This window comes from Pseudoduganella rivuli, from assembly GCF_009674485.1.
GTDB classification, from domain to species: Bacteria; Pseudomonadota; Gammaproteobacteria; order Burkholderiales; family Burkholderiaceae_D; genus Rugamonas; species Rugamonas rivuli_B.
The window spans coordinates 119,900-145,431 of the sequence record NZ_WKJJ01000004.1; the positions used below are offsets into that span (position 1 = coordinate 119,900).

General features: G+C 59.7%; 21 protein-coding genes. 19 read left to right on the forward strand and 2 right to left on the reverse strand.

From position 1 onward, the window contains the following. Window positions 1-14: 14 nt before the first annotated feature. Window positions 15-833 carry a type I methionyl aminopeptidase gene (gene map / locus GJ700_RS07515; RefSeq protein ID WP_154372217.1) on the reverse strand — a complete coding sequence of 273 codons (819 nt, stop codon included), beginning with the start codon at window positions 831-833 and terminating at the stop codon, window positions 15-17. A gap of 280 nt (window positions 834-1,113) precedes the next feature. Between map and rpsB the strand changes: the two genes are divergently transcribed. The 17 genes from rpsB (at window position 1,114) to GJ700_RS07600 (ending at window position 17,882) form a co-directional block, all read left to right on the forward strand. Further along, window positions 1,114-1,866 (forward strand): 30S ribosomal protein S2, encoded by a 753-nt coding sequence (gene rpsB, locus GJ700_RS07520; RefSeq protein ID WP_154372757.1) that lies wholly within the window; start codon window positions 1,114-1,116, stop codon window positions 1,864-1,866. A gap of 168 nt (window positions 1,867-2,034) precedes the next feature. Then, the gene (gene tsf, locus GJ700_RS07525; protein ID WP_154372220.1) at window positions 2,035-2,946 is read left to right on the forward strand and encodes a translation elongation factor Ts; all 912 of its coding nucleotides are present in this window, start codon (window positions 2,035-2,037) and stop codon (window positions 2,944-2,946) included. A gap of 140 nt (window positions 2,947-3,086) precedes the next feature. Further along, the gene (gene pyrH, locus GJ700_RS07530; RefSeq protein WP_154372222.1) at window positions 3,087-3,803 is read left to right on the forward strand and encodes a UMP kinase; all 717 of its coding nucleotides are present in this window, start codon (window positions 3,087-3,089) and stop codon (window positions 3,801-3,803) included. Between the two features lie 33 nt (window positions 3,804-3,836). Next, window positions 3,837-4,397 (forward strand): ribosome recycling factor, encoded by a 561-nt coding sequence (gene frr, locus GJ700_RS07535; RefSeq protein ID WP_154372224.1) that lies wholly within the window; start codon window positions 3,837-3,839, stop codon window positions 4,395-4,397. Between the two features lie 138 nt (window positions 4,398-4,535). Next, window positions 4,536-5,288, forward strand: coding sequence for a polyprenyl diphosphate synthase (gene uppS / locus GJ700_RS07540; RefSeq protein ID WP_154372226.1), 753 nt, complete (start codon window positions 4,536-4,538; stop codon window positions 5,286-5,288). Then, the gene (locus GJ700_RS07545; protein ID WP_154372228.1) at window positions 5,289-6,125 is read left to right on the forward strand and encodes a phosphatidate cytidylyltransferase; all 837 of its coding nucleotides are present in this window, start codon (window positions 5,289-5,291) and stop codon (window positions 6,123-6,125) included. It begins immediately after the preceding gene. Window positions 6,126-6,136: 11 nt separating this feature from the next. Further along, a complete protein-coding gene (ispC, locus tag GJ700_RS07550; RefSeq protein WP_154372230.1) occupies window positions 6,137-7,321 on the forward strand; it encodes a 1-deoxy-D-xylulose-5-phosphate reductoisomerase in 1,185 nt (394 codons plus the stop codon). Window positions 7,322-7,359: 38 nt separating this feature from the next. Then, the gene (gene rseP / locus GJ700_RS07555; protein WP_154372233.1) at window positions 7,360-8,706 is read left to right on the forward strand and encodes an RIP metalloprotease RseP; all 1,347 of its coding nucleotides are present in this window, start codon (window positions 7,360-7,362) and stop codon (window positions 8,704-8,706) included. A gap of 83 nt (window positions 8,707-8,789) precedes the next feature. Next, on the forward strand, window positions 8,790-11,126 hold the full coding sequence (bamA, locus tag GJ700_RS07560) for an outer membrane protein assembly factor BamA (RefSeq protein ID WP_154372235.1): 2,337 nt from the start codon (window positions 8,790-8,792) through the stop codon (window positions 11,124-11,126). Between the two features lie 59 nt (window positions 11,127-11,185). Beyond that, complete coding sequence (locus GJ700_RS07565) at window positions 11,186-11,692, forward strand: OmpH/Skp family outer membrane protein (protein WP_154372759.1); 507 nt, start codon at window positions 11,186-11,188, stop codon at window positions 11,690-11,692. Window positions 11,693-11,742: 50 nt separating this feature from the next. Next, window positions 11,743-12,789: a UDP-3-O-(3-hydroxymyristoyl)glucosamine N-acyltransferase gene (gene lpxD, locus GJ700_RS07570; protein ID WP_154372237.1), complete on the forward strand. Its 1,047-nt coding sequence runs from the start codon at window positions 11,743-11,745 to the stop codon at window positions 12,787-12,789. A gap of 22 nt (window positions 12,790-12,811) precedes the next feature. Beyond that, complete coding sequence (gene fabZ, locus GJ700_RS07575) at window positions 12,812-13,297, forward strand: 3-hydroxyacyl-ACP dehydratase FabZ (RefSeq protein WP_154372239.1); 486 nt, start codon at window positions 12,812-12,814, stop codon at window positions 13,295-13,297. Then, entirely contained in the window at window positions 13,297-14,088 is a 792-nt protein-coding gene (lpxA, locus tag GJ700_RS07580; protein ID WP_154372241.1) for an acyl-ACP--UDP-N-acetylglucosamine O-acyltransferase, read from the forward strand. The genes fabZ and lpxA overlap by 1 nt, the downstream gene beginning before the upstream one ends. After that, complete coding sequence (lpxB, locus tag GJ700_RS07585; protein ID WP_371867869.1) at window positions 14,072-15,235, forward strand: lipid-A-disaccharide synthase; 1,164 nt, start codon at window positions 14,072-14,074, stop codon at window positions 15,233-15,235. Before lpxA ends, lpxB begins: the two co-directional genes overlap by 17 nt. Then, window positions 15,232-15,861 carry a ribonuclease HII gene (rnhB, locus tag GJ700_RS07590; protein ID WP_154372243.1) on the forward strand — a complete coding sequence of 210 codons (630 nt, stop codon included), beginning with the start codon at window positions 15,232-15,234 and terminating at the stop codon, window positions 15,859-15,861. Before lpxB ends, rnhB begins: the two co-directional genes overlap by 4 nt. After that, a complete protein-coding gene (locus tag GJ700_RS07595; RefSeq protein ID WP_154372245.1) occupies window positions 15,858-16,643 on the forward strand; it encodes a TrmH family RNA methyltransferase in 786 nt (261 codons plus the stop codon). Before rnhB ends, GJ700_RS07595 begins: the two co-directional genes overlap by 4 nt. A gap of 42 nt (window positions 16,644-16,685) precedes the next feature. Then, on the forward strand, window positions 16,686-17,882 hold the full coding sequence (locus tag GJ700_RS07600) for an EAL domain-containing response regulator (RefSeq protein ID WP_154372247.1): 1,197 nt from the start codon (window positions 16,686-16,688) through the stop codon (window positions 17,880-17,882). Window positions 17,883-18,192: 310 nt separating this feature from the next. On the opposite strand, the gene ppsR is transcribed toward GJ700_RS07600, so the two are convergent. After that, complete coding sequence (ppsR, locus tag GJ700_RS07605) at window positions 18,193-19,044, reverse strand: posphoenolpyruvate synthetase regulatory kinase/phosphorylase PpsR (RefSeq protein ID WP_154372250.1); 852 nt, start codon at window positions 19,042-19,044, stop codon at window positions 18,193-18,195. Window positions 19,045-19,203: 159 nt separating this feature from the next. Between ppsR and ppsA the strand changes: the two genes are divergently transcribed. Both ppsA and GJ700_RS07615 read left to right on the forward strand, forming a co-directional pair. Then, window positions 19,204-21,645 (forward strand): phosphoenolpyruvate synthase, encoded by a 2,442-nt coding sequence (gene ppsA, locus GJ700_RS07610; protein ID WP_154372252.1) that lies wholly within the window; start codon window positions 19,204-19,206, stop codon window positions 21,643-21,645. A 520-nt stretch (window positions 21,646-22,165) separates the two neighbouring features. Further along, the gene (locus GJ700_RS07615; RefSeq protein ID WP_229506865.1) at window positions 22,166-25,390 is read left to right on the forward strand and encodes a glycoside hydrolase family 2 TIM barrel-domain containing protein; all 3,225 of its coding nucleotides are present in this window, start codon (window positions 22,166-22,168) and stop codon (window positions 25,388-25,390) included. Window positions 25,391-25,532: the final 142 nt, after the last annotated feature.

Consider the following 25,532-nt stretch of genomic DNA (forward strand, 5'->3'; position numbering starts at 1 on the left):
CTAAAGGGAAAAGATTAAGCGGCGCGGGCGGATTGCGTGATGAAGGCGGGCGGCTGCGGCGAACCGGCCGACAGGGTCAGCACTTCATAACCGGTGTCCGTCACCAGTACCGTGTGTTCCCATTGGGCCGACAGGCTGCGGTCCTTGGTTTTGATGGTCCAGCCATCGCTCATTTCGCGGATTTCGCGGCGGCCCGCATTGATCATCGGCTCGATGGTGAAGATCATGCCCGGCTTCAGCTCATCCAGCGTGCCGGGGCGGCCGTAATGCAGCACTTGCGGCTCTTCGTGGAACACCTTGCCGATGCCGTGGCCGCAGAATTCGCGCACCACGCTGTAGCCGGCTTTTTCCGCGTGCTGCTGGATCGCGTGGCCGATATCGCCCAGGTGCGCGCCCGGACGTACCTGGGCGATGCCCAGCCACATGCATTCATAGGTGATGTCCGACAGGCGTTTCGCCAGGATCGACGGTTCGCCGATAAAGAACATGCGGCTATTGTCACCGTGATAACCATCCTTGATCACCGTGATGTCGAGATTGACCACGTCGCCATTCTTCAGCACCTTGTCGCCGGGAATGCCGTGGCAAATCACGTCGTTGACCGACGTGCAGATGGCTTTCGGATAGGGCGTGTAGCCGGGCGGGCAATAATTCAGCGGAGCAGGGATCGTGCCTTGCACATTGGTCATGTATTCGTGGCACAGGCGGTCCAGTTCGCCGGTGGTAACGCCAGCCTTGACGAAAGGCGTGATGTAATCCAGGACTTCGGAGCCGAGGCGGCCGGCCAGGCGCATGCCGTCGATGTCGGCCTGGGAATGGATGGTGATGGGCATGTTTTGCTTAGTTAAAAGGGAATGTTTATGAATGAGATTATAGCCGACGGCCCATAGTAGAGCGGACTTGGCGTCGGTGGAGAATGGACTGAGCGTGGATGTTGCCGTGAACGTCACTCTGACGTATAATCTCGGGTTGCTTGAATTCGGTTTTAAGCAATGTTGTAAAAATCATTTTTCTTTAAACGCGAATCCGTTCAAAAAGGGTGCCCAATCGGTCAATCTCATGGCTGATGCAAGGGTGGCTGAGCGGATTCCAGACATAACCCTGGAGTATAAAATGTCCGTAACTATGCGTGAAATGCTGGAAGCCGGTGTCCACTTCGGTCACCAGACCCGTTTCTGGAACCCAAAGATGGCTCCGTTCATCTTCGGTCACCGCAACAAGATCCACATCATCAACCTGGAAAAAACCATGGGCATGTACCAGGAGGCGATGAAGCACGTTCGCCAACTGTCGTCCAACCGTGGCACCATCCTGATGGTGGGCACCAAGCGTCAAGCCCGCGACATCATCGCTGCTGAAGCGCAACGTGCTGGCGTTCCTTACGTTGACCAGCGCTGGCTGGGCGGCATGCTGACCAACTTCAAAACGATCAAGACCTCGATCAAGCGCCTGAAAGACATGGAAGCTGCCATCGAAGACGGTTCCGTTGAGAAGCTGTCGAAAAAAGAAGCGCTGATGTTCACCCGCGAAATGGCCAAGCTGCAGAAATCCATCGGCGGCATCAAGGACATGGGCGGCGTACCTGACGCGATCTTCGTGGTCGACGTTGGCTACCACAAAGGCGCGATCACCGAAGCCGCTAAACTGGGCATCCCAGTGATCGGCGTGGTCGACACCAACCACTCCCCAGAAGGCGTTACCTACGTCATTCCAGGCAACGATGACTCCTCGAAAGCGATCACGCTGTACGCTCGTGGTGTTGCCGATGCAATCCTCGAAGGCCGTGCAAACTCGACCGCCGAAGTCCTGGAAACGATCAAGTCCGCTTCGGGCGACGAGTTCGTCGAAGTCAGCGAACAGGCTTAATTGCTTAGTTTCCAATACATCTAGTCGTCAGACTGACATATTGGCTAAGTAAAATCAGCAGTTTAAAAGGGGTGGCTTCAGCTCCCCCTTTTTTTTAACGACAGCGTATGGCGTGGCCTGGACAAATCCGTGGCCCCATACCCCCTCACAGAATGACAGGAGAAATACATGGCAGCGATTACTGCAGCGATGGTAGGCGAACTGCGTGCGAAAACCGACGCACCAATGATGGAATGCAAAAAAGCTCTGACCGAAGCTGAAGGCGACATGAACAAAGCAGAAGAAATTCTGCGTGTAAAACTGGGCGGCAAAGCTGCCAAGGCATCGGCACGTATCACCGCCGAAGGCGTGGTATCGGCTTACATCGCCGGCGGCGTTGGCGCCCTGGTGGAAGTGAACTCGGAAACCGACTTCGTTGCGAAAAACGACGAATTCCTGGCCCTGGCTCAAACCGCCGCCAAACTGGCAGCGGAAAAGAACCCGGCCGACGTGGCTGCCCTGTTGGCCCTGCCAACCGAATCCGGCCAGACCCTGGACGAAGTGCGTTCGGCACTGGTCGGTAAAATCGGCGAAAACATGTCGATCCGCCGCTTCCAGCGTTTCGAAACCACCGCCAAGCTGGCTTCGTACCTGCACGGCACGAAGATCGGCGTGGTCGTTGAATTCGACGCCGCTGACGAACAAGTGGGTAAAGACGTGGCAATGCACATTGCTGCAATGAAACCAGTTTCGCTGTCGGCCGACCAGGTTCCAGCTGAACTGATCGAAAAAGAGCGTTCGGTTGCCCAGGCTAAAGCCGACGAAGATGCGGCCAAAGCTGCTGCCGAAGGCAAGCCAGCCCAGTCGCCGGAAATCGTCGCCAAGCGTCTGGAAGGTTCGGTACAGAAGTACCTGAAAGAAGTGTCGCTGCTGAACCAGGCTTTCGTGAAAAACGACAAGCAATCCGTTGAGCAAATGCTGAAAGCCGCCAACGCATCCGTGAAATCGTTCACGATGTACGTGGTTGGTGAAGGCATTGAAAAGAAAGTCGACGACTTCGCTGCTGAAGTGGCAGCGCAAATGGCCGCTAACAAGGGCTGATGCGTTGAAAAGAAAGCGGGCCGCAAGGCCCGTTTTTTTAAGCAGGACCCATCCGCCGTCGCCCGCGACATGTGCGCGAATGGCGGCGGATGTTGCAGTATAGTCTCACCCGAATAAAAACCAACTTAGGAGCCCAGCTCATGTCAAAACCAGCCTACAAGCGCGTCCTCCTCAAATTGTCCGGCGAAGCCCTGATGGGTGATGATCCTTACGGCATCAACCGCGGCACGATCGAACGCATGGTCGCCGACGTGGCCGAGGTCGCGAAAATGGGCGTGGAACTGGCAGTGGTGATCGGCGGCGGCAATATTTTCCGTGGCGTGGCCCCTGGCGCCCAGGGTATGGACCGCGCCACCGCGGACTACATGGGTATGCTGGCCACCGTGATGAATGCGCTGGCGCTGGCCGACGCCATGCGCCACGTGGGCGTGACCGCCCGCGTGATGTCCGCGATTTCCATTGAACAGGTGGTTGAGCCGTATGTGCGCCCGAAAGCGCTGCAATACCTGGAAGAGGGCAAGGTCGTGATTTTCGCCGCAGGCACCGGCAACCCCTTCTTCACCACCGATACCGCCGCAGCCCTGCGCGGTTCCGAAGTCAGCGCGGAAATCGTGCTGAAAGCCACCAAGGTGGACGGTATTTACACCGCCGACCCGAAAAAAGATCCAAACGCGACGCTGTTCTCCACGATCAGCTTCGATGAAGCCATCGCCAAACACCTGCAAGTGATGGATGCGACCGCCTTTGCGCTGTGCCGCGACCAGAAACTGCCAATTAAAGTGTTTTCCATCACCAAACCCGGCGCGCTGATGCGCGTGATCATGGGCGAGGATGAGGGTACACTGGTTCACGTTTAATTTATTACAATTGCTAGATCACAGGAGCAAGCAATGTCCGTAGCTGACGTTAAGAAGAACGCCCAGGACCGTATGGCCAAGTCCATCGAGACCCTGAAGGCCGACCTGGCCAAGGTCCGTACCGGCCGCGCCCACACCGGCCTGCTGGACCACGTCATGGTCGAGTATTACGGCAACCCGACCCCGATCAACCAGGTGGCCAACCTGACGCTGATCGACGCGCGCACCATCGGCGTGGCCCCGTTTGAAAAGAAAATGGGCGCCACCATCGAGAAAGCCATCCGCGACTCCGACCTGGGCCTGAATCCGTCGACCCAGGGCGACATGATCCGCGTGCCGACCCCGGCCCTGACGGAAGAGCGCCGCAAGGAAATGGTCAAGCTGGTCAAGAGCGAAGGCGAAGATGCGAAAATCGCCGTGCGCAACATCCGCCGCGACAGCAACGAATCGCTGAAAAAGCTGGTGAAAGACAAGGCCATCTCGGAAGACGACGAACGCCGCGGCGGCGACGACATCCAGAAGCTGACCGACAAGGCCATCGTCGACATCGACAAGCTGCTGGTGGAAAAAGAGAAGGAAATCATGACGGTTTGACCCGTCGGGTTCCGTAGGGCGGTTTCTGCAAAACCGCCATGCATGCTGGACGGCGGCGCAAAACGCGGGCTGGTAAATCCCGCCCAACGTGGCCGCCGTTTTCATTGAGTGTCACCCTTTTTGGCTGTATTTGAGTTCATGAAATATACGAGTTCGACGACTGCGGTGCCGGAAGCGAACAAGGTGCCCCGCCACGTTGCCATCATCATGGATGGCAACGGGCGTTGGGCCACCAAGCGTTTCCTGCCGCGCGTCGCCGGCCACGTCAAAGGCGTGGAAACGGTGCGTACCGTGGTGGAGGCTTGCGTTACGCGCGGCGTGGAATACGTCACGCTGTTTGCCTTCAGTTCGGAAAACTGGCGCCGTCCCGAAGAAGAAGTCTCGCTGCTGATGCGCCTGTTCGTGACCGCGCTGGAGCGCGAAGTCGCGAAAATGCACGCCAATAACATCCGCCTGAAAGTCGTGGGCGACCTGACGCGCTTCAATGACAAGCTGCGCCAGATGATTGCCCAGGCCGAACGCAAGACCGCCAACAACACGGGCCTGACGGTGACCGTGTGCGCCAACTATGGCGGCCGCTGGGACATCATGCAAGCCATCGGCAAAATGGTGGCGGCCCATCCGGGCGCGACCGACTTTTCCGAAGAACAGCTGGCGCCGCACCTGGCCATGGCCTATGCCCCCGAGCCGGACCTGTTCATCCGCACCGGCGGCGAAGAGCGCATTTCCAATTTCCTGCTGTGGCAGCTCGCCTATACGGAGCTGTACTTCACCGATACTTTCTGGCCCGATTTCTCTGACGAACAGTTCGACAAGGCGATCGCGTCGTACCAACACCGTGAACGCCGCTTCGGCCGCACCGGCGATCAATTGGCGGAAAAGACCAACTAAATGCTGAAAACCCGGATCATCACCGCTGTCATCTTGCTGGCGGTATTGCTGCCCGTACTGTTTTTCAATTATGCGCCGGCGTTTATCGCCGTCGTGCTGGCCTTCCTCGGCGCCGCCGTATGGGAAGCCTCGCGCCTGTTCAACTCCCCCCGTCCGTGGCTCAACGCCATCGCGCTGACGGCGGCATTCGGCTATACCTTTTTCGGCCGCGAATTGAACGCCTCCGCCAACTTCTGGATGGCGCTGGGCGTCATGTTCTGGGTGATGCGCTTTGCGCCGGCACTGAAACTGGGCTTGCCGCCGATCGACAGCAAGGGCAGCCACATGCTGGGCTTCCTGTACTGCATCTCGCTGATTTCGTGCTTTGCCGCCATCGTCGTGCTGTTCCGCCATTCCGCCATGTATCTGCTGTCGGCCATGGCGATCGTCTGGGTGGCTGACATTGGCGCGTATTTCTCCGGCAAGGCCTTTGGCAAGCGCAAGCTGGCGCCATCGATTTCGCCCGGTAAATCGTGGGAAGGCGCCATTGGCGGCGGCATTGCCGTGCTGGTGCTGTCGGTGCTGTCGATCGTCTTCAGCGCCGGCGCCCCGTGGCTGCAGGATACGTTCGCCGTACAGCTGCAAGCCCATAAAGGCTGGTTCGTCACGGTATTAATGCTGGTGCTGATCACGGCCGCCAGCATTATCGGCGACCTGTTTGAATCGATGTTGAAGCGCCGCGCCGGCATGAAGGACAGCAGCAACCTGCTGCCTGGCCACGGCGGCGTGCTGGACCGCATCGATGCGCTGGTGCCGGTGCTGCCAATGGCGGCGCTGATCACCGCGTGGATGTCTTGAAGGAATACCCCATGCAACGCATTACCATACTTGGCGCCACCGGCTCGATAGGCGTTTCCACCCTGGACGTGCTGGCGCGCCATCCGGACCGCTATTCTGTTTACGCGCTGTCCGCGCACAGCCGCGTGGAAGAACTGGCCGCGCAGTGCGCGCAATTCAAGCCGGCGCGCGCCGTGGTCGGCACGGCGGAAGCGGCGGCCAGATTGCAGGAATTGCTGCGCGCCCAGGGCTTGCGCACGGAAGTCGAATATGGCGAAGCTGCGCTGTGCGCGATTGCCGGCGCGGCGGAAACCGATACCGTGATGGCCGCCATTGTCGGGGCGGCCGGGCTGGCGCCAACCCTGGCCGCCGCCCGCGCGGGTAAAAAGGTGCTGCTGGCGAACAAGGAAGCGCTGGTCATGTCGGGCCAGCTGTTCATGGACGCCGTGCGCGACCATGGCGCGACCTTGCTGCCGATCGATTCAGAACACAATGCGATCTTCCAGTGCCTGCCGCACGGTTACGGACGTGTGCCGGCGGCGGCCGGCGTCACCAAGATCCTGCTGACCGCATCCGGCGGCCCGTTCCTCAAGCGCGATGTCGCATCGCTGGAGCAGGTAACGCCGGACGAGGCGTGCAAGCATCCGAAATGGGTGATGGGCCGCAAGATCTCGGTGGATTCCGCCACCATGATGAACAAGGGCCTGGAAGTCATCGAGGCGCACTGGCTGTTCGGCACGCCCGCGGAGCAGATCGAAGTGGTGATCCACCCGCAATCGGTGATCCACTCGATGGTGTCGTACAACGACGGCTCGGTGCTGGCCGAACTGGGCAACCCGGACATGCGCACACCGATCGCGCACGCGCTGGCATACCCGGAGCGCATCGCGTCCGGCGTGGCGCAACTCGATATCGCGCAAATCGGCACGTTGCAATTCGAGCGTCCCGATTTCAACCGTTTCCCGTGCCTGGCGCTGGCGTTCGATGCGCTGCGCGCGGGCGGCACCGCGCCGGCGCTGCTCAATGCCGCCAACGAAGCGGCGGTGGCGGCCTTCCTTGACTTGCGCATTGGCTTCCGCCAGATCGACCGCGTGATTGCGCACGTGATGGACACCTTGCCGCATGGCGCGGCCGACAGCATCGCGCAAGTGATGGCGCAGGATGCGGCGGCCCGTGCCGCGGCGGAGCGCGTCATTGCCGGCCTGACGAAACCTTAACTTTCGGGGCGGCCGCGGCACCGCGGCCGTTCGATATCATGAACCTGCTGCAAACCATCGTCGCCTTCGCCGTTGCCCTGGGCACCCTGATCATCTTCCATGAACTGGGCCATTACCTGGTGGCGCGCTGGTGCGGCGTGAAGGTGCTGCGCTTTTCCGTCGGCATGGGCAAGGTGGTGTGGTCGCGCAGGGTAGGGGCGGACCAGACCGAATGGGCCGTGTCGGCCCTGCCGCTGGGCGGCTACGTGAAAATGCTCGATGGCCGCGACTGCGACCTGAAAGGGCTGTCTGAAAAGGACCTGGCCCGCGAATTCACGCGCCAGAGCGTATGGAAACGCATCGCCATCGTGGCGGCGGGCCCGATCGCCAACTTCCTGCTGGCCATTGCCCTGTTTGCGGGCCTGTACATGGTGGGCGTGGCCGAACCCGCCGCCAAGGTGGCGCCGCCGGCCGTGACTTCACCGGCCGGCGTCGCGGGCCTGCGCGGCGGCGACCTGATTACCGCCATCAATGGCGAAAAAGTCCGCGTCTGGTCGGAAGTGCGCTGGCACCTGATCCAGGCCGTGATCGACAAGCGCGGCGCCACCATGGAAGTCGAGAGCCCTGGCAGCGGCCGCCATACGGTGACGCTGCACGCCGATGCGTTGACGGGCCTGGACATGGAATCGGACGTGGCGGCCAAGCTGGGCGTCGCGCTGGCGCGTCCTCCTGCGCGGCTGGGCGACATCATGCCTGGTAGCGCCGCCGCCAAGGCGGGATTGCGCAGCGGCGACCTGGTGGTGGCCATCGATGGCCAGCCGGTGACGGACTGGGTGGCGTTCACCACGGCGGTGCGCGCCTCGGGCGGCAAGCTGCTGCTGTTCTCCGTGGAGCGCGACGGGCGCGTCATCGACGTGCCTGTGACGCCCGATGTGGAAAGCAAAGGATCTGTAACAGTCGGTAAGATCGGCGCTTATGTCGCCGCGCCGACGGATATGATCGAAGTCCAGGCCGGCCCGATCGAGGCGGTGGTCAAGGGCGCGGTGAAGGTGTGGGAAACCAGCGTCATGACGGTGAAAATGATCGGCAAGATGCTGGTGGGCGAAGTTTCGTGGAAAAACGTGACGGGCCCGATCACCATTGCCGATTATGCGGGACAGACCGCCCGCATCGGCATGGCCAGCTATATTGGCTTTATCGCGTTCATCAGTATCAGCCTGGGTGTTATGAATTTGCTGCCGATTCCCGTTCTGGACGGGGGACTTTTACTGTATTATTCGCTGGAAGTTTTGACCGGACGCCCATTGCCGGAACGCGTAGGCGATATAGCGCAGCGCATAGGCGTGGGATTATTGGTCACACTAATGGCGCTGGCGGTATTTAACGACGTCGTGCGGCTGCTCTAAATACGAGGTATTTAGCGCGGCGCGTACGGCGTTATTACTTTTTGCGACGTCAACCGAAGAATTTGAATCACTGATTTTTGCCGATGAAATTACATTCCGAACGTTTTGCTTTGCCATCCTTTCGCCGCAGCTTGATCGGCGCCGCTGTTCTGGCGGCATGCTCCGGCAGTGCCTTTGCCATCAACCCGTTTACCGTCAAGGACATCCGTGTCGAAGGCATCCAGCGTACGGAAGCGGGCACCGTGTTCAGCTACCTGCCGGTGCGCGTGGGCGAAACCTTCGATGACAGCAAGAGCGTTTCCACCATCAAGGCCCTGTACGCGACGGGCATCTTCAAGGACGTGCGCCTGGAAAAAGATGGCGACGTGCTGGTGGTGATCGTGGAAGAACGTCCGGCCATCGCCAAGGTGGACTTCACGGGCACCAAGGAATTCGAAAAAGACACGCTGATCAAGGCGCTGAAAGACATCGGCGTGGGCGAAGCCAAAACCTTCGACAAGGCGTCGGTCGACCGCGCCGAGCAGGAATTGAAGCGCCAGTACCTGTCGCGCGGCCTGTATGGCGTCAAGGTCACCACCACGGTCACGCCGATCGAGCGTAACCGCGTCAACATCGTGTTCGCGGTGGACGAGGGCGACGTCGCCAAGATCAAGCAGATCAACTTCGTCGGCAACAAGGTGTTCTCCGACAGCGAATTGCGCGAACAGATCGCGCTCAATACCGGCGGCTGGTTCAGCTGGTACACCAAGGCCAACCAGTATTCCAAGACCAAATTGACGGGTGACCTGGAATCGCTGAAATCGTATTACCTGAACCGCGGCTACATTGAAATGCAGGTCGATTCGACCCAGGTTTCCATCACGCCGGACAAGAAAGACATCTACATCACCATCAATATCACCGAGGGTGAGAAGTACAAGGTCTCGGACATCAAGTTCGAAGGCGAAATGTTCGGCCGCGAAGACGAACTGCGCCAGCTGGTATTGCTGCGCAAGGGCGAAACCTATTCGGGCGAGCGCCTGACGGCCACGAATAAACTGATTTCGGACCGCCTCGGCACGTTCGGCTACGCTTTTGCCAACGTCAATGCGAATCCGGAAATCGACCGCGACAAGCGCGAAGTCGCGTTCACGTTCTTTATCGATCCGGGCAAGCGCGTCTACGTGCGCCACATGAATATCGCCGGTAATACCACCACCCGCGATGAAGTGATCCGCCGCGAATTCCGCCAGTTCGAATCGTCGTGGTACGACGCCAACAAGATCAAATTGACGCGCGACCGCGTCGACCGTACGGGCTTCTTCAAGGAAGTGACGATCGATACGCCGGAAGCGCAGGGCACGTCCGACCAGGTCGACGTGCAGCTGACCGTGACGGAAAAACCGACCGGTAACTTCCAGATCGGCGGCGCGTTCTCGCAGGCGGAGAAATTCACGTTCAACGCGTCGATCCAGCAAGCCAACTTTGCCGGTTCCGGCAATACGGTCGGCATCAACCTGAATACCAGCAAGTACAGCCGCACCATCGAGTTCTCGAACACCAATCCGTATTACACGGATGATGGCGTGAGCCGTTCGTTCGACCTGTACCTGCGCACGATGAACCCGCCGGCGCTGAACCAGGGCTTCTACTCGATCAAGCAGCAGGGCGGCCGTATCAGCTGGGGTGTGCCGTTCTCGGAACTGGATACCGTGTACTTCGGCGCCGGCCTGGAACGCTCGCGCATCACCACCGATTATTCGTCGCCGGTGCTGTACAAGACCTACGTGACCAACGTCACGGGCAATGTCGACGGCGTCGGCACCGCCACCACCACCGCCGTGCCCCTGACGGCGGCGTGGGCGCGCGATTCGCGTGACTCGGCCATCACGCCGACCATCGGTATGTACCAGCGTATCAACCTGGAAACCGACTTTGTCGGCCGTTCCAAGTACTACCGCGCCGTGTACGAGCACCAGTGGTACAAGCCGCTGCATCCGAAAGTCACGCTGGCGCTGCGCGGTGAAATCGACTACGGCCACGGCCTGGGCAACAGCGCCTATCCGGTCTTCAAGAACTTCTACGCCGGCGGTATCGGTTCCGTGCGTGGCTACCTGAGCTCGTCGCTGGGTATTGTCGACCCGCGCTTCGGCGACGCCCAGGGCGGCGCGTCGCGCCTGATCGGTAACGCGGAATTGCAGATGCCGTTCCCGGGTTCCGGCCAGGACCGCAGCCTGCGCTGGTTCGGCTTCCTCGATGGCGGCCAGGTGTTCCAGGAAGGCCAGAAGATGCGCGCGTCCGAGCTGCGCTTCTCGACCGGCCTGGGCTTGTCCTGGATTTCCCCGGTCGGTCCGCTGAAGTTGAGTTATGCTAAGCCTTTGAACGCCAAGCCGGGCGACCGCCTGGAACGCTTCCAGTTCCAGATGGGCACGGGCTTCTAATATTTACTCGGAGAAATACGTTGAAGACTGCATCCGTACCCGCTCTGGCTGCCAATGCCATGCGCGCAGTGTCCGTCACTGCCGCCGCTGCACTGGCGATCGGCATGTGTGTGCTGTCGCCGGCGCACGCGCAGTCCAAGATCGCCTGGCTCAGCACGGAGCGAATCTATAACGAATCGCGCCTGGCCCGGCTGGCCGGCGACAAGCTGGCCGAGGAATTCAAGTCGCGCGAGCGCGCCGTGCAAGACCTGGCCATCCGCCTGAAAGGCGCGTCGGAAAAGCTGGAAAAGGAATTGCCGACATTGCCGGAAGCGGAGCGCATCAAGCGCCAGCGCGAGTATTTCGAACTGGACAAGGAATTCCAGCGCCGCCAGCGCGAATTCCGCGAAGACCTGAACCAGCGCACCAACGAGGAGCGCGCCGTCATTTCCGACAAGGCCACGCAAATCATCAAGCAGCTGGCGGCCGCCGAAGGCTATGACATTGTGCTGCAGGACGCGGTGTGGGCCAGCCCCCGCATCGACATCACGGACAAGGTGTTGTCGGCGCTGGATAAGGGCAAATGATCGGCAGCGGCATTTAATAAGCTGCAAATATAACAACTAAGGATTACCCGATGGGCACTCGACTAGGAGAATTGGTCGAACGCCTGGGCGGACAGCTGGTAGGCGATGCGAACCTGGAAGTTTCCGGGATCGCGCCGTTGGCTGACGCCGGCGTTTCGCACATCAGCTTTCTCAGCAATAGCAAATTCCGCACGCAGGCGGGCCAATCGCAGGCTGCCGCACTGATCGTGTCGGAAAAGGACGATGAATTCATCGCCGCCCATTACCAGGGCGCGCGCATCGTCTGTAAAAACCCCTATGCCTACTTTGCCCGTGCGGCGCAGTATTTCGAATCGCTGACGGCCATCGTCAAGCCGGCCGGCATTCATCCGTCCGCGTTCATCGATCCCACGGCGACAATCGACCCGACCGCCCATATCGGCCCGTTCGTGTCGGTGGAGGCGGGCGCCGTGATCGGCGCCAACGTGGTGATTGAACATGGCTGCTTCATCGGCCGCGACGCGGAAATCGGCGCCGGCACGCATTTCTTTGCCAACGTGACGTTCCAGGCCCGCTGCAGGATCGGCCAGCGCGGCATCATCCATTCCGGCGCCATCATCGGCACCGACGGTTTCGGCTTTGCCAATGAAGGCGGCGTCTACATCCGTATCCCGCAAACGGGCCGCGTGATCATCGGCGACGACGTCGATATCGGCGCCTCGACCACGATCGACCGCGGCGCGCTGGCGGACACGGTGATCGAGGACGGCGTCAAACTGGACAACCAGATCCAGATCGGCCACAACTGCCGCATTGGCGCCCATACCGCAATGGCGGGCTGCGTCGGCGTGGCCGGGTCCGCGATTATCGGCAAGCATTGCACGTTCGGCGGCGCCGCCATGGTGCTGGGCCATTTGACCATTGTCGACGGCGTGCACGTGTCGTCCGGCTCGATGGTGTCCCGTTCCATCATGGAGCCGGGCCAGTACACCGGCTTTTACCCGCTGGCGAAGAATGCGGACTGGGAGAAATCCGCCGCGATTGTTCGCAATTTGCCGGGGATGCGCGATAAAATCCGCGCGCTGGAAAAAAATAGTAAATCAAAAGCAGACGACTAATACAGTAAAACGAGTAAATACGATGACCACTACCGAAAACAAGACGATGGACATTTGCGAGATCAAAGCTTACCTGCCGCACCGCTATCCGCTGCTGCTGGTCGACCGCGTGATCAGCTACGAGGAAAACAAGTCCATCACGGCCATCAAGAACGTCACCGTCAACGAAGAATTCTTCAACGGCCACTTCCCGCACAAGCCAGTCATGCCGGGCGTGCTGATGATCGAAGCGATGGCGCAAACCGCCGCGCTGCTGTCGTTCAAGACCATGGGCATCAAGCCTGATGAAAACTCGGTGGTGTATTTCGTCGGTATCGACAACACCCGCTTCAAGCGCCCGGTCGGTCCTGGCGACCAGTTGCGCATGGACGTGGAAATCCTGCGCGTGGCGCGCGGCATCTGGAAATACAAGGCCGTGGCCACCGTGGATGGCCAGGTTGCCGTCGAAACGGAACTGATGTGCACCATCCGTAACGCAGCCGACGCGAGCAAACCAGCGGGGCAGTAATGACGAATATCCATCCCACCGCGATCGTCGACCCGAAAGCGCAGCTTGACAGCAGCGTGACGGTCGGCCCGTATTCCGTTATCGGCCCGAACGTGTCGATTGCGGCCGGCACCAAAGTCGGTCCGCATGTGGTGATCGATGGCTACACGACCATCGGCCGCGACAATGAACTGTTCCAGTTCTCGTCGATCGGCGCGCAGCCGCAGGACAAGAAGTGGAAGGGCGAGCCGACCCGCCTGGAAATCGGCGACCGCAACACGATCCGTGAATTCTGCACGTTCAACACCGGCACGGTGCAGGACAAGGGCGTCACGAAACTGGGCAACGACAACTGGATTTCCGCCTACGTGCACCTGGCGCATGACTGCGTCGTGGGCAACAACACGATCTTCTCGAACAATGCGCAGATCGCGGGCCACGTGGAAATCGGCGATTACGTGATCATGAGCGGCTTTGCCAATGTGCACCAGTTCTGCAAGATCGGCGCCCACGCATTTGTCGGCATGAGCACCAGCCTGACGCAGGACGTGCCGCCGTTCGTGCTGTTGAACGGCAATCCGGCCGCCGCCCACGGCGTCAATATCGAAGGCCTGAAGCGCCGGGGATTCAGCCGCGAGCAGATCAACGCGATCCGCTCCGCCTACAAAACCCTGTACCGTTCCGGCCTGACGCTGGAAGAAGCAAAAGCCGCGATGCTGGCGCAGGAACAGGCGCTGCCCGACGAGGTGGCGCTGCACGCGCGCGCCATGCGTGAATTCCTCGATACGTCGACCCGTGGCATCGTCCGATAATTCCGCCCAACTCGCGATTGCGCTGGCAGCAGGCGAGCCGTCCGGTGACGTGCTGGCCGCGCGCCTGCTGTCCGGCCTGCGCCCGCATTTGCCGGAAGCGCGCTTCCACGGCATCGGCGGACCCGCGATGGCGCAATATGGCTTCGAGTCGCACTGGCCGATGGACAAGCTGACCGTGCGCGGTCTGCTGGCCGTGATTCCCCGCTACCGTGAAATCAAGGGTATCCAGAATGCGCTGCGCGACCAGTTGCTGGCCGAGCGGCCCGCCTGCTTTATCGGCGCCGATTACCCGGGGTTCAATCTCGGGCTGGAAATGCAGTTGAAGGCGGCGGGCATCCCCACCGTCCATTACATTGGCCCGCAAATCTGGGCATGGCGCGGCGGGCGCATCAAGAAAATCATCAAGGCCGTGTCCCACATGCTGGTGGTGTTTCCGTTTGAAGAGGAAATCTACCGCAAGGCCGGCGTGCCGGTCAGCTATGTCGGCCACCCGATGGCGGAACTGGTGCCGCTGACCATCGACGAGGGCGCCGCGCGCCGCCAGTTGGGGTTGCCGGAAGACGCCAACGTCGTCACGCTGATGCCGGGCAGCCGCCTGTCGGAATTGAAGTACAACACGGCAGCCTTTGTCGGCGCCGCGAAACTGCTGCAAAAACGCGACCGCTCGCTGCGTTTCATTGCGCCGATGGCGGGCGAGCGCCAGCGCCAGGCATTCCTGCAAATGGTCGAGCAGGCCGGCTTGCAGGACGTGGAAATCACGCTGCTGGACGGCCAGTCGCATACCGCGATTGCCGCGGCCGACGCGGTGCTGGTGGCCTCCGGCACGGCGACCCTGGAAGTGGCGCTGCACAAGAAGCCGATGGTGATCGCATACAAGATGATGGCGTTGGAATGGCAGATTTTGCGCCATTTCGGCTACCAGCCATGGATCGGCCTGCCGAATATCCTGGAGCGCGCGTTTGTCGTGCCGGAATTGCTGCAAGACGACGCCAGTCCGGAAAACCTGGCCGAGGCCATGTGGAAGCAACTGTCCGACGCGCCGCACCGCCTGCAATTGGCGGAGCGTTTCACGGCCATGCACCACAGCCTGTTGCGCAACAGCGCGCAGGAAAGCGCCGCCGCTGTACTGAAAGTGATTTCAAAATGAAAACCCCGCAGCCGGGCTTGTTCGACGACTTGCCGTATTCGCCCGATGAAATCATTTGCGGCGTCGACGAGGCCGGGCGCGGGCCGCTGGCCGGTCCCGTGTTCGCGGCCGCCGTGATCCTCGATCCGGGCAAGCCGATCCCGGGTTTGCGCGACTCGAAGAAACTCACGGAAGCCAAGCGCGACGAACTGGCGCCGCTGATCCGCGCCCATGCGCTGGCGTGGGCCGTGTCGCAGGCGTCGGAAGCGGAAATCGACAAGATCAATATCCTGCAAGCGTCGATGCTGGCCATGCGCCGCGCGGTCGAAGCGTTGGCGGTGGCGCCAACCCTGGCGCTGATCGATGGCAACCGCTGCCCGGTCATGAAAATACAAACCATTGCCATCATCGGCGGCGACGACAAGGAAGAAGCGATTTCCGCCGCGTCGATCCTGGCGAAAACCGCGCGTGACGCGGCGCTGGTGGAATTGCATACGCTGTACCCGGAATATGCGTTCGACCAGCACAAGGGCTATGGCACCGCGCTGCACCTGGAACGATTGAAATTGCACGGCCCGTCGCCGGTCCACCGCCGCTCGTTCGCACCGGTGCGGGAAGCGCTGCTGATGCGCGACTTATTATCATGAAAACAATCACATCGCGCGATAACGCGCAGTACAAAGACTTAAAGCACCTTGCCACGAGTTCGCAGGCCCGCAAGAAAGCGGGGCGCACCTTGCTGGACGGCGTGCACCTGGCGCAGGCATGGCTGGATTTGCGGGGCTTGCCGGAACAGTGCATCGTTGCCGAATCCGCATTGAACAACGCGGAAGTGGCCGATATCGTCGCCAAAGTGCAGCACGCGCAAGGCCATATCCTGTGCCTGCCGGATGCGCTGTACCACGCGCTGTCGCAGGTGGAGCACGGTGTCGGCATCATGTTTTTGGTCGATACGCCGCACAAGTCGCTGCCGTCGCAGCTGGCCGTCAACGCGGTCTTGCTCGACAACGTGCAAGACCCGGGCAACGTGGGGTCGATCCTGCGCAGCGCCGCGGCGGCGGGCATCAAACAAGTGTTTTGCAGCGCCGGGACGGCGTTTTGCTGGTCGCCGAAAGTGCTGCGGGCCGCCATGGGGGCGCACTTTGTGCTGGACATCTTTGAAAATGTGGACTTGCCGGCACTGGTTGCCGCGTCGAAGATTCCCGTGCTGGCCACCAGCGGTTATGCTGAAAAGCAACTGTATGAAGTGGACTTGAAGCGTCCCGTCGCGTGGGTATTCGGGCACGAAGGGCAGGGCGTATCCGATGCGCTGCTGTCGGCCGCCACGCAGACCGTGGTGATCCCGCACCTGGGCAAGGTCGAATCGCTGAATGTGGCGGCGTGTGCGGCAGTATGCTTTTTCGAGCAAGTCAGGCAGAATCAAGCCTGATTGATATTTTCTCTTCGGAAATATTCCGGCTGCGGAGCGCGTATGGAACTATCGGAATTGCATTTCCTGGTCGCGGAAGGCGATGCCGCACAACGCGAAGCCTTAGTTGCAATGTTGCAACGGTTAGGCGCCGCCCACGTGGCGGACGCGCCGGACGGCCACGCGGTACTGCGCCACCTGTCGTCCGGTATGGCGCCGCCGATCGACATCGCCGTGCTGGACCTCGCATTGCCCGGCATCGACGCGCTGGAATTGATCCGCCGCCTGGCGGAAATGGGATCGCAAGCGGGCGTCATTGTTGCAGGTGCGCAAAAGGCGGATGTGCTGTTTTCCATCGAAACCATGGCGCAAGCGTATGGCGTGAACTTGCTTGGCGCCATTGCGAAGCCTGCCGGCGAGCAGCGCATCCACGCCTTGATCGACAATTATGCGCCGCCCGAACTGCGGGCGCAGGTGCCGCCGGCACAGCAATTTTCCTTTGCGGAAGTGGGACGCGGATTACAGGCACGCGAATTCGATCCATTCTTCCAGCCTAAAATCGAACTGGAAACCGGCCAGGTAAAAGGCTTGGAAATGTTTGCCCGCTGGCGCCATCCACAGCATGGAATTTTAGGCCCCGCCGCATTTATGGGGGCGCTGGAAGAAAATAACCGGATCGATTTTCTCGACTGGTCCATGATTGAAAAAACCGTGGCCGCGTGCCGAACGCTGCATGACCAGGGTATTCCCATTTCATTTTCCATTAATGTCGACCAGGCGACGTTGGCGCACCCGCAATTCATTGCGCAAATGAATGCATGTCTGCAGCGGCACCGTATTCTCGCCGATTACATTACATTTGAAATGACGGAATCGGCCGTCTTGTCGGCGGAGCCGCATTTCCTCGAACGGCTATTAAGATTGCGGATGCAGGGATTTGGATTAGCCATTGACGATTACGGTACGGGCCGCTCCAACCTGCAATTGCTGGCCGCTGTGCCATTTACGGAATTAAAAATCGACCGCAGTTTTGTCGATGGCGCGTCGAGAAAACGCGCCATCAGCACGGTATTAAAATCCTGCCTCGGTCTGGCGCGTAGCCTGGACCGTAAATCCGTCGCCGTTGGCGTGGAAACCAAACAAGACTGGGATTTCCTGCAAGGCCTGGGTTGCACGTATGCGCAAGGCTATTACATCGCCAAACCCATGCCTGTTGACGAGTTTCCCGCCTGGCTGAACGACTGGCGCCAATTCTTCTGACAAATTCCTCCTCACCCGAAACGCCGGCCGCCAAAAACCGCCGGCGTTTTTCTTTCCCCGTTTCAAAAAGGTCCCTGGCACTTTTTTGAATTACGGAAAAAAAGTCCCTGGCACCTTTTTTCTAAACGTTAATCCTGTCTATACATATAATGCGGCAGAGCGGGTTTTTGGTGACTTTTATGCCAATATTTGGCTTGAACATGCCAGTTTCTACTATAAGTTGTCCCCATTCCTATGGGCAATCCGATGCGCAGGCGTAAAAAAGCCCGCCTGCTTGCGCAAGGCGGGCTGTTACTGTCTTGAAGACTGATCAGTATTCGCGGCGGTTGGGTTTGATCTCTTGCAAGATCGTGGTCGAGATTTCCTCGATGGATTTCGTGGTCGACGACAACCAGCGGATGCCTTCGCGCTTCATCATGATTTCCGCTTCATTGACCTCATAGCGGCAATTCTCAATCGACGCATATTTGCTGCCGGCGCGGCGCTCATGGCGGATTTCCGACAAGCGTTCCGGCGAAATGCTCAAGCCGAAAATCTTGTTTTTAAATGCATACAGTGCCGACGGCAATTTACCCCGTTCAAAATCATCCGGAATCAACGGGTAATTGGCCGCCTTGATTCCATATTGCATGGCCAGATACAAACTGGTCGGTGTTTTGCCGGAGCGCGATACGCCGACCAGAATCACATCGGCTGACGACAGGTTTTTATGCGATTGCCCGTCATCGTGCGCCAGCGAAAAGTTAATCGCTTCGATCCTATTCTTGTATTCTTCGCTGTCGACGATATTATGCGAGCGGCCAATCGTGTGAGTGGATTTAACGCCTAATTCCTGTTCCAGTGGCGCCACGAAAGTTTGAATCAAATCCATGTGCATGGCGTGCGCACGCTGAATCACTTCCGATAATTCGGTTTTCACCAGCGTGGAAAAAACAATAGGGCGCTGGCCATCGGCAATGGCCGCCTCGTTGATTTTCCGGACCGCGTCATACGCTTTATCGAGGGTATCGATAAAAGGCAAGCGGACCTGGCGGAAGCGTAAATCGAACTGGGTCAGCACGGAATGGCCAAAGGTTTCGGCCGTGATGCCGGTACCGTCCGAAACAAAGAAAACCGTGCGGGCAGCTTCTGGAAGGGGAGCGGGGCGTTGCTCTGGCGTCATAGTAGTATTACTCAATTTAATAATTGTGAATCGTCAATTTGCGCAACAGGCTGTAGAATGGCACGCAACGGTACGATTGTGCTGCACAGCGTCAAGAATAACAAGGAACAAGCTTCGTGCGGCCGCCAACAAGTTTCTATCATCAGTAAGGGTGTCTCCATGACCAACTTGTCTAACGTAGCAACTTTGAAGGAGCAGCAGGATGGACAGGCCACATACGTGGCCTCGTTCGAACACTTGCGCATGACGGACGTCGAATCCGTCGGTGGCAAGAATGCATCGCTGGGTGAAATGATTTCCCAGCTGGCTGGCGCCGGGGTGCGCGTGCCTGGCGGTTTCGCCACCACGGCACAGGCATTCCGCGATTTCCTGTCGCATGCGGTGGACGGCGGTAAATCGCTGGCCGACCGTATCGCCGACCGCCTGGCAGGCCTGGACATCGATGATGTCCGTTCGCTGGCCCAGGCCGGCGCGGAAATCCGCCAGTGGATCGTCGACACGCCATTCCAGCCACGCCTGGAAGCGGAAATCAAATCCTTCTATGAAAAGCTGGTGGCCGACTCGTCGACCGAAGTGTCGTTCGCCGTGCGTTCGTCCGCCACCGCGGAAGACTTGCCGGACGCGTCGTTCGCGGGCCAGCAGGAAACCTTCCTGAACGTGGTCGGCATTGAAAATGTCCTGGACGCGATGAAACACGTGTTCGCGTCGCTGTACAACGACCGCGCCATCTCGTACCGCGTCCACAAAGGCTTCACCCACGCGGAAGTGGCCCTGTCGGCCGGCGTGCAGCGCATGGTGCGTTCCGACGTCGGCGCGGCCGGCGTGATGTTCACCATCGATACCGAATCGGGCTTCAAGGACGTCGTGTTCGTCACGTCGTCGTACGGCCTGGGCGAAACCGTGGTGCAGGGCGCCGTCAACCCGGACGAATTCTATGTGCACAAGCCGATGCTGGAGCAGGGCAAGTCGCCTGTGATCCGCCGTAACATCGGCTCCAAGCTGATCAAGATGGAATTCACCAACGAAGCCAAGGCTGGCCGTTCCGTGAAAACCGTCGACGTTCCGGTCGAACTGCGCAACCGTTATTCGCTGACCGACGCCGAAGTCGTCGAACTGGCGAAATACGCTGTCATCATCGAACGCCACTATGGCCGTCCGATGGACATCGAATGGGGCAAGGATGGCCGCGACGGCAAGTTGTACATCCTGCAAGCGCGTCCGGAAACCGTCAAATCGCAGCAAAAATCCAATGAAGCACAACAGCGCTTCAAGCTGAAGTCGACCGGCACCGTGCTGACATCCGGCCGTGCGATCGGCCAGAAGATCGGCGCCGGTCCCGTGCGCGTGATTTCCGACCCGTCGGAAATGGAACGCGTGCAGCCGGGCGACGTGCTGGTGGCCGACATGACGGACCCGAACTGGGAACCCGTGATGAAGCGCGCATCGGCCATCGTCACCAACCGTGGCGGCCGCACCTGCCACGCGGCGATTATCGCCCGTGAACTGGGCGTGCCGGCGGTGGTTGGCTGCGGCGACGCGACCGACGTGCTGAAAGATGGCACGTTCGTTACCGTGTCGTGCGCGGAAGGCGACGAAGGCAAGATCTATGACGGCCTGCTGGAAACGGAAGTCACGGAAGTGTCGCGCGGCGCGCTGCCGGAACTGAAGACCAAGATCATGCTGAACGTGGGTAATCCGCAGCTGGCCTTCGACTTCCAGTCGGTGCCGAACGCCGGTGTGGGCCTGGCCCGCCTGGAGTTCATCATCAACAACAACATCGGCGTGCACCCGAAAGCCATCCTGGAATACCCGCACATCGATGCCGACCTGAAAAAGGCAGTGGAATCGGTGGCCCGTGGCCACGCGTCGCCGAAAGCGTTCTACGTCGACAAGCTGGCCGAAGGCATTGCGACGATTGCCGCCGCGTTCTGGCCTAAGAAAGTCATTGTGCGCATGTCCGACTTCAAGTCGAACGAGTACAAGAAGCTGATCGGCGGTTCCCGCTACGAGCCGGACGAGGAAAACCCGATGCTGGGCTTCCGCGGCGCGGCGCGCTACCTGTCGGCCGACTTCGCCGGCGCGTTCGAAATGGAATGTGCGGCCATGAAGCGCGTGCGCAACGACATGGGCCTGACCAACGTGGAAATCATGGTGCCGTTCGTCCGCACCCTGGGCCAGGCTGAAAAGGTCATCAACCTGCTGGCGGCCAATGGCCTCAAACGCGGCGAAAACGGCCTGCGCGTCATCATGATGTGCGAAGTACCGTCCAACGCCGTGCTGGCCGACCGCTTCCTCGAGCATTTCGACGGCTTCTCGATCGGTTCCAACGACCTGACCCAGCTGACCCTGGGCCTGGACCGCGATTCCGGCATGGAATTGCTGGCGGCCGACTTCGACGAGCGCGATCCTGCCGTGCAGGAATTGCTGAAAATGGCGATCCAGGCTTGCCGCAAGCAGGGCAAGTACATCGGCATCTGCGGCCAGGGCCCATCGGACCACCCGGAACTGGCGGTGTGGCTGATGCAGCAAGGGATCGAATCGATGTCGCTGAACCCGGACTCGGTGATCGACACGTGGCAAAAACTGGCGTCGATGCAATAAGCACTGACGCAGAGTTAACCCCGAACCCCGCTGCCGTCAAGGTGGCGGGGTTTTTTTTTATGGTGCGCGCCGCATGGCCCCCATCCTGGAAAAAAACACTCCATGCCGACCGGCATGGAGTGTGAAAGTGCTCAGAATCGAGCAAGGGAGACTAGATCGGGATAGATATCGATAACATCTCGACTGTATGCATCACGAGCAGGCATGTCAATCGTGCATCAGTGTTTCTTATCGTAGGTCGGCCGCCGATATTGCCGCGTTTCTGATCCCTTCGCGAATGCCGCTGGGTGGACCAGCTTCCCGCGTTGCGGCATATGAGGCCATTTTCAAGGGCGATTGCCATGCGGCGGCGTCTTTTCGGCTCCAAATCAACTCTGGTTCCCATCCTATAAAACTTACTTATGCGACGTTGACAGGCATAAATGCGAATCCTATAGTCCGAGAATTGTTATCGATAACCATCCGTGCCGCGCGTATTCGCCCCCGACAGCTGGATGAACCAAAAAGGCGTGAAAAGTAGATGAAACCGAAGCTGACGATGTTCCTGAACGTATGGCGTATTGTGGGGCCAATTTGCGCAGGTTGCGCCATGAGCGCGCTCGTTCTCAGCGCCCTGGCCGCAACTTCTCCGGCTGCTCCGACCCAGGGGGCGCAGGCCACCGCGCCTGAGTGGGAGCAGCCGGAAGTGGTGGCGGTCAACCGCGAGCCCATGAAGACGACGTTCTTCAACTTCGAGACGCGCGACAAAGCTGTTGCCGGTGATAAGACTGCATCAGCGCGTTACCGTTCGCTCGACGGTGATTGGCGATTTGCTTATGCGCCCACGCCGGAGGCCCGCCAGCATGACTTTTACCGGCAGGATTACGACATTCGCGATTGGGCCACAGTCACCGTGCCGGGCATACTGCAGGCGCAGGGTTATGGCAAGCCGATTTTCTCCGCGTGGCGCTATCCATTTCCCGCCAACCAACCGTGGATCGAGCATGCGATGAACGAAGTCGGCTCATACCGGCGCGATTTCGATATCCCTGCCGAATGGGCCGGTAATGACGTCCTGTTACACGTCGGCGCCGCTGGCGCGGCTTATTACATATGGGTCAACGGCCATTATGTCGGCTACTCGGAGGACTCCAAACTGCCGTCTGAATTCAACCTAAGCCCTTATATCAAGCCCGGGCGCAATATGATTGCGATGGAAGTTTACCGCTGGGCGGACGGTTCGTACCTTGAAGACCAGGATTTCTGGCGGGTCAACGGGATTGAGCGCAGCGTTTACGTGTACGCGGAGCCCAAGGCGCGGCTGCGCGACTATGTGGTCACCAGTTTGCTCGACAAGGCCACTTACCGCGACGGCGAATTTGGTTTGACCGCCGAATTTGCGGGCCAGCCCGCGCAGGGCAGCGTGGTGGCGGCGATTTACGATGGCGACAAGGAAGTCTTTAAGGAACAGGCGTCCATCCGGGATGGCAAGACGGCGGCGATCAATGGCAAGATTTGGCAGGTCAAGGGCTGGAGCGCAGAGACGCCAAACCTGTACCGCCTGGTGATCGAATACCGTGATGCGAATGGCGTGCTGGTGTCAGCCACGTCGCGCAAAATCGGATTCCGGACAGTCGAACTGATCGACGGCGAGGTGCGTGTCAATGGTAAGCGGGTCATGTTCAAAGGCGTCAATCGCCATGAGCACGACCCCGACACTTACCGTGTGTTGTCGCTCGAAACCATGCGCAAGGACATCGAGCTGATGAAGCGAGCCAATGTCAATGCCGTGCGTACATCGCATTATCCGAACGATCCACGCTGGTATGACCTGGCCGACGAGTACGGCCTGTATGTCTGGGACGAGGCTAACATCGAATCCCATGAGTACTGGGCCAAGGGCGACGCGGCGTTCAACAGGACGGGAGACCCCAAACAGCGCGAAGCCTTGCAGCTGGGTTATCTGCCGATATGGAAAAACGCGCATATGGACCGGGTGACGCGCATGGTTGGGCGTGACCGCAACCATCCATCCGTGGTCTTTTGGTCGCTTGGAAACGAAACCGGCCTGGGGCCGACTTTTGAGGGCGCGGCCCAGTGGATCAGGCTGAACGATCCCACCCGCCTGATCAGTTTCCTGGGACATAGCCTGCTGGGTGAGCAACATCTGCCCAACGACTTCGTTGATGTGTATGCACCCATGTACGACAGCGCGGCAAAAATGGCCGACTATGCCGAAGATCCGCGCTACAAGCAGCCGATGATCCAGTGTGAATATTCACATGCCCAAGGCAATTCGCTGGGTGACCTGGAGGATTATTGGAAGGTCATCCGCAAGTACAAGAAATTGCAGGGCGGCTTCATCTGGGACTGGGTTGACCAGAGTGTCCACGCGACGGACGAGAAAGGCCGCTCGTATTGGGCTTCCGGCTACGATCTCAATCCCGGGCACTGGGACAAGAGTTTTGTCGGCAAGGGAGTCGTGGGAGCTGACCGCGTGCCTGATCCGGAATATTACGAGCTGCAAAAGGTTTATTCGCCGGTCGTGTTCGAGGGGCAGCCCGCAGCGGGGCGGATCGCCGTGGTCAACCGCTACGATTTCCGCGACTTGTCGGGGATGGACTTCGATTGGCTGCTGACGCGCGATGGTGTCGAGGTGGAACGCGGGAAGCTGTCCGGCGTGAACGCCGCCGCCGGTACGACGCAATACCTCCCGTTCAAGCTACCGCCAGTCGCGAAGTACAGGGGGAGCGAACTGATCTTGACTGTGCGGGCGAAAGCGAAAGACGGCAGCATGCCCGGCGTGTCTGCCGGCAGCGTGGTGGGGTGGTCCCAGTTCGTGTTGGCGAAGGCGGCGCCGCATGCCGTGGCTCAGCAGACTTTTGTGAAGCCGGTGCGCGATGGCGACGAGATCGTGCTGTTGTCGGGGGCTTCCTCGCTGCGTGTTAATGCCACGACCGGCCTGGTCAAGTACGTGATCGACGGAAAAGTGCTGCTGCAGGGGGGCGCTCCCAATTTTTGGCGCGCCCTGACCGACAACGATCTCGGAATCGGCCTCGATAAGAGCCATTTGGTGTGGCGACGTTTGACCGAACAGCGCGCTGTTCGCGCCATCCATGTGGACTCCGATACTGTCGCCGTGCTTTACAGTGTTGGCACGGGCGCGGCCCATTGGGAAAACCGATACCGGATGGCGCGGGATGGTGTGGTCCAGGTCGATGCGCGCTTTATTCCGCTCGTCTATACGCTTCCCGATCCCTTACGGCTGGGTCTTCGCTTTGACAGCAATCCTGGACTGGACAACATGAGCTGGTACGGCCGCGGTCCGCACGAGTCTTATGCGGACCGCCAGACTGGCGCGGCCATCGGTGTCTACCACGGCCAACTCGCAGACCAGTATCACGACTACATCCGGCCGCAAGAAAGCGGCAACAAGACCGACGTGCGCTGGATCGCGCTGACCAACAGCGATGGCCACGGATTGAAAGTGACGGGCAACAAGCCGCTGTCGGTGAATGCCCTGGCATTTCCGTATGAAGACCTGTACCCGCGTGCCAAAGGTGAATGGAAGAGCTCGGAGATCCATCCGCATGGTGATGGAACGCTGCTGGTGGACCTGGTCCAAAGCGGCGTTGGCGGCGATACCAGCTGGAAGCCGGCGGAAGGCAGCTGGAATCAGGACGGTCGCCCGCTAATGCCGTACCGCGTCAAGCTGGAGCCGGCTTCCTACAGTTTCACGATTGCGCCTGTGACGGTAAAAGATTAATGGGTCGCCAGGCATACGGCATGGCGCCTGTTGCCAAGTACCCGCTCAAGCGTGGCGCACGTCCGACGCCGGCGTTGCCGGGTGGGGCGGCAGTAGCGTCTGCGGGTGGTTGCAAACGGCGTTATTTTTTTCAGGATACATC

Coding starts and splice junctions, on each gene's coding strand:
- map (WP_154372217.1), bottom strand. CDS start 833: ATGCCCATCACCATCCATTCCCAGGCCGACATCGACGGCATGCGCCTG.
- rpsB (WP_154372757.1), top strand. CDS start 1,114: ATGTCCGTAACTATGCGTGAAATGCTGGAAGCCGGTGTCCACTTCGGT.
- tsf (WP_154372220.1), top strand. CDS start 2,035: ATGGCAGCGATTACTGCAGCGATGGTAGGCGAACTGCGTGCGAAAACC.
- pyrH (WP_154372222.1), top strand. CDS start 3,087: ATGTCAAAACCAGCCTACAAGCGCGTCCTCCTCAAATTGTCCGGCGAA.
- frr (WP_154372224.1), top strand. CDS start 3,837: ATGTCCGTAGCTGACGTTAAGAAGAACGCCCAGGACCGTATGGCCAAG.
- uppS (WP_154372226.1), top strand. CDS start 4,536: ATGAAATATACGAGTTCGACGACTGCGGTGCCGGAAGCGAACAAGGTG.
- GJ700_RS07545 (WP_154372228.1), top strand. CDS start 5,289: ATGCTGAAAACCCGGATCATCACCGCTGTCATCTTGCTGGCGGTATTG.
- ispC (WP_154372230.1), top strand. CDS start 6,137: ATGCAACGCATTACCATACTTGGCGCCACCGGCTCGATAGGCGTTTCC.
- rseP (WP_154372233.1), top strand. CDS start 7,360: ATGAACCTGCTGCAAACCATCGTCGCCTTCGCCGTTGCCCTGGGCACC.
- bamA (WP_154372235.1), top strand. CDS start 8,790: ATGAAATTACATTCCGAACGTTTTGCTTTGCCATCCTTTCGCCGCAGC.
- GJ700_RS07565 (WP_154372759.1), top strand. CDS start 11,186: ATGCGCGCAGTGTCCGTCACTGCCGCCGCTGCACTGGCGATCGGCATG.
- lpxD (WP_154372237.1), top strand. CDS start 11,743: ATGGGCACTCGACTAGGAGAATTGGTCGAACGCCTGGGCGGACAGCTG.
- fabZ (WP_154372239.1), top strand. CDS start 12,812: ATGACCACTACCGAAAACAAGACGATGGACATTTGCGAGATCAAAGCT.
- lpxA (WP_154372241.1), top strand. CDS start 13,297: ATGACGAATATCCATCCCACCGCGATCGTCGACCCGAAAGCGCAGCTT.
- rnhB (WP_154372243.1), top strand. CDS start 15,232: ATGAAAACCCCGCAGCCGGGCTTGTTCGACGACTTGCCGTATTCGCCC.
- GJ700_RS07595 (WP_154372245.1), top strand. CDS start 15,858: ATGAAAACAATCACATCGCGCGATAACGCGCAGTACAAAGACTTAAAG.
- GJ700_RS07600 (WP_154372247.1), top strand. CDS start 16,686: ATGGAACTATCGGAATTGCATTTCCTGGTCGCGGAAGGCGATGCCGCA.
- ppsR (WP_154372250.1), bottom strand. CDS start 19,044: ATGACGCCAGAGCAACGCCCCGCTCCCCTTCCAGAAGCTGCCCGCACG.
- ppsA (WP_154372252.1), top strand. CDS start 19,204: ATGACCAACTTGTCTAACGTAGCAACTTTGAAGGAGCAGCAGGATGGA.
- GJ700_RS07615 (WP_229506865.1), top strand. CDS start 22,166: ATGAAACCGAAGCTGACGATGTTCCTGAACGTATGGCGTATTGTGGGG.